The following is a 3,968-nucleotide window of genomic DNA, read 5'->3' as shown; positions in this document are numbered from 1 at the left end:
GGTTGGGCTGCCGCTCTCCGTGGCCGGCGTCGACGGCATCGGGATGGCCGAACCGGGCCGGAACGAGCCCGAGTCCTCCGGGGAGGCGTCGGCCTCGGTGACCAGCTCCAGCGGGATCAGCACGACCGCCGTGGTGCCCCCGTACGCGGACTCCTTGAGCCGGACCCGCACGCCGTGCCGTTCGGTCAGCCGGCTCACCACGTAGAGCCCGAGGCGGGCGGCGTTGGCGAGGTTCAGCTCGGACTGGTCGACGATCCGGTGGTTCGCCGCGGCCAGGTCCTCCTCGCTCATGCCGAGGCCCCGGTCCTCGATCTCGAGGGCGAACCCGTTGGAGACCAGCTGGCCGCGGACCTCGACGGTCGTGTGTGGCGGGGAGAACGACAGGCCGTTCTCGATCAGCTCGGCCAGCAGGTGGATGCCGTCGCCGACCGCGCGGCCGGCGAGCGAGACCGGCCCGAGCGGCAGCACGTTGACCCGGGTGTAGTCCTCCACCTCGGCCACGGCGCCGCGCACCACGTCGACCATCGGGACGTTGCGCCGCCAGGCCCGACCGGGGGTGGAGCCGGAGAGCACGATCAGGTTTTCCGCGTTGCGCCGCATCCGGGTGGCCAGGTGGTCGACCCGGAACAGGTCCTCCAGCTCCTCCGCGTCGTGTTCGCGGCGCTCCATCGCGTCGAGCAGGGTGAGCTGACGGTGTACGAGTGCCTGCGTGCGTCGGGCCAGGCTGAGGAAGACCTCGCGGACGTTGCGACGCAGGTCGGCCTGCTCGACGGCGGTCCGCAGCGCGGTCTCCTGAACGGCGTTGAACGCCTTACCGACCTGCCCGATCTCGTCGGTGCCGAATTCCAGCGGGGGCGCCTCGGTGGCCACGTCGACCTCCTCGCCGCGCCCGAGCCGCTCCACCACCCGGGGCAGCCGTTCGTCGGCGAGCTGCCAGGCGGCCTCCCGCAGCCGGTCCAGCTGGCGCAGCAGGTTCCGCGCGGTGGTGATCGAGATGACGACGGAGGCGATGACGGCGAGCAGACCCAGACCGGTGGCGAGCACCAGTCGGACGACGACCATCACGGCCACGCCGGTGGCTCGATCAACGATGCCCTCACCGCCGGCGGTGACGGCGTCGTTCACCTCGGTCAACGCCGGCTCGACGGTGCCCCGCCACTGCTCGGCGCCGATCGGTAGCTGGGTCGACGGCCGGCCCTCGCGGATGATGCTGTCCTGTACGGCGCGCAGTCTGGTGAACGCCTCCCCGCTGACGAGCTGCCGGAAGCGGCGCTCGTCGGCGTCGGCGAGGCGGGTCCGGACCTCGTCGCCGAGGAACCGCTCGGCGGCGACCAGGCTGACGTAGCGGGCGTACTCCGGCCCGCTCATCCGGCCGTTGCCGAAGAGCCCGCTGAGCAGCGCGTCCTCTTGGGAGATCAGCTCCTTCATCCGGTTGAGCTGGATCAGGGCTGCCGCCTCGCCGGCGATCTGCTTGTCGTCCAGGCTGCCGGTCACGTCGTAGATCTGGAAGATCGACTCGATCGCGGAGGTGTACGCCTCGGCGGCGGCGACCCGGTCGATCTTGCGGTCCAGCACCTCGGCGCGGGTCTGCTCCAACGCGTTGACCTGAGCGATCGTCAGACCGAGCTGCGTGTCCAGTGCGGAACTGCCGGCGATGTCGACCTGCCAGTCACGCACCGAGTCGGCGAAGTCGGCGGCCAGCCCCGCGCTCTTGCGCTGCTCGGCTTCGAGCGCCGTCCGCTGCGCGGCCTCGGGGTTGCTCAGGTACGCCTGGGTCAGCCGCCGCTCCAACTGGAGCTCCTGCAACAACGGCTCGGTCGGCGCGTAGACCTTGCTGTTGATCACCTGGACACCGAGCAGGTTGAAGCCGTCGCGCAGGGTCACCCAGGCCGCGAACATCCACAGCGCGACCAGGGAGAGCAGCAGGGCGACAACCTTGGTGCGGATACTCGTACCGCGAGAACGCATTGAACCGTCCCAGGCCGGGCGTTGACTCAGCTCATCAACGAATGATCAGAGGGGGCGACGTCCCACCACGGTGGGGCATCCGGGGCTGAGGCTCTGCGTACGCTAGCAGTGTCCACACAACCCCTCAAGTTGTTGTTTTTGTAGCCTGGTAACCGCAATCCACCACCGATCGGTCCACGCCGGAGACCCGATCGGTGGCCAACCGGCAGGCGGCGAGCACCGCCGCGCGAACGATCACTGTCGGACAGTACAGCTCCTTGCCATACCACAGTGGACGGTGGTCCCGGGTGGCGGATTCGTGCAGGTAGGCGTGCCCACGGGCGACCGCGTCGTCGACCCGGGGCACCGTCGTCGGCACCGCCAACAGCACCTGCAGGGCGTACGCGGTCTCCTCGGCGGTGCCGTCCCACCGCCCCCACGAGCCGTCCGGGCGCTGGCTGTTCAGCACCCAGCCAGCAGCCCGGTCCACCGCCTCGGCGGCGGCCGCACCGCGCCCGAACTCGGCGAGCGCCAGGACGCAACAGGCAGTGGCGTAGTACGGCGAGGCGTGCCACCGGTCCTGCCAGGCGCCGTCCGCGCGCTGATGCCCGGCCAGCACCCCGCTCAGCCGGTCGACGGCCCGGCGGTAGCGCGCGTCCGCGCCCGGGTGCCGGGTCAGGTGCTGGCCGAAAGCGTCCAGCACGTGGGCGTTGGTGGTGACCGAGAAGCCGTCCTCCCCCGGCCAGGTGCAGAAACCGTCGGCCGTCTCGTACGCCCACAGGCTGGCCGGGTCCGCCGGATGGCCGAGCCGGGCCAACGCGTCGAGGGACACCGACGTGGTGTCGGCGTCGGTCGGCAGGCCGTCACCGGTGGCGATGCCCTGGCCGGCGGTGGCGGCGGTCAGGCTCTCCAGCACGGAGGCCGGCGGGTTGACGGCGATGCCGGCGCGGCGCAGGCCGCTCAGCACCCACGCTCGCTCGAAGACGGTGATCGGTGCCGGGCAGGGCACCGGGCCACCCCCGTCACGGATCAACGTCCGCAGGAAGGCGTGCGCGGCGGGGCCGGCGGCCGGACCGACGGCGGTCAGCCAGGCCGCGGTCGCCGCGGGTGAGGCGCCAACCGCGGTGAGGGTGGGGCCGGCGTCGGCCGGTACCGCGTCCAGCAGCTCGTAGAAGTGGGCCACCTTCGGTGGCAGCGTCGCTCCGGCGGCCACCGCGGACCGCACCGCGCGCAGCCGGTCCCGGTGCAACCCGGCGGGCAGCGGCAACGGCGGGCGGGGCAGCCGGTCGGCGACCGCCCGCTCCAGCCCGGCGAGCCGGTCGTTGATCGTGTCGACCAGCGCCGGAACGATGAGGTCCAACGCGGGGGTGTCCGGCAGCGTCCGGGCGTCGGCGCGGAGCAGCATGTCGGCGAGCGCGCCGAGCCCACCGGCCACCGGGGCGAGCAGCTCCGTTCCGGTCCGGCCGTCGGCCAGCGCGGCGAGCAACGCGTCGGTGGCGCTCAGCGTCGGCGCCAGCGCGTACCCCTCGGGTGGGCCCCACGCCCCGTCCGGGCGTTGGCTGCGCACCAGGAACGCGATCCGCTGGTGGTGCCCGGTCAGCCAGGGAGCGACGGCGACCAGCCGGCCGGTCTCGTACACCGAGGCGGCGACCTGCCCCCACGGCCGCAGGCCGAGCCCGGCGATCAGCTCGCGGGCGGCGTCGGCGACCGGGTCGGCCGCGGCCGCCGCGTCGACGAACACCCGGGTGGCACCGTCACTCATCACGCACCCCCCAGAAGTCCGACAGCTGGTAGAAGCCGCCGGTGAAGGAGATCTGCCGGTTGAGGTAGTCCGCCTGGCGGGGGCAGCGCTCGGCGAGGGCGGCCAGGTCCCCCCGGGACCGGGCGGTCAGCTCGGCCAGTCGGTCGTGCACCTGCGCCGGGTCGTCGACCAGCGTGAGGGCGTTCAGGTCACCCCACTCGGCGTCGCGCCCCTGGGTGGCGAGGTCGTTGACCAGCCGCAGCTCCCGCTGCACGCCACG

At 72.7% G+C, this 3,968-nt stretch carries 2 protein-coding genes and 1 pseudogene; all 3 read right to left on the bottom strand.

What is annotated here, in order from left to right; genetic code table 11:
• The coding region (locus tag KBX53_RS25095; protein ID WP_210861974.1) for a nitrate- and nitrite sensing domain-containing protein at positions 1–1,968 on the bottom strand (1,968 nt) is incomplete at its 3' end.
• Positions 1,969–2,092: 124 nt separating this feature from the next.
• Positions 2,093–3,709 carry a prenyltransferase/squalene oxidase repeat-containing protein gene (locus KBX53_RS25090; RefSeq protein WP_210861973.1) on the bottom strand — a complete coding sequence of 539 codons (1,617 nt, stop codon included), beginning with the start codon at positions 3,707–3,709 and terminating at the stop codon, positions 2,093–2,095.
• Positions 3,702–3,968, bottom strand: a pseudogene (locus KBX53_RS25085) (terpene synthase); the annotation flags it as partial. The gene KBX53_RS25090 and the pseudogene KBX53_RS25085, both read right to left, overlap by 8 nt.

It is taken from the genome of Micromonospora sp. M51 (genome assembly GCF_018070305.1).
Classification (GTDB): domain Bacteria; phylum Actinomycetota; class Actinomycetes; order Mycobacteriales; family Micromonosporaceae; genus Micromonospora; species Micromonospora parva.
This window is presented reverse-complemented; position numbering and strand designations above follow the sequence as displayed.

Excerpts from the sequence above, each read along its gene's own strand:
- KBX53_RS25090 (WP_210861973.1), bottom strand. The coding sequence starts at position 3,709 with ATGAGTGACGGTGCCACCCGGGTGTTCGTCGACGCGGCGGCCGCGGCC.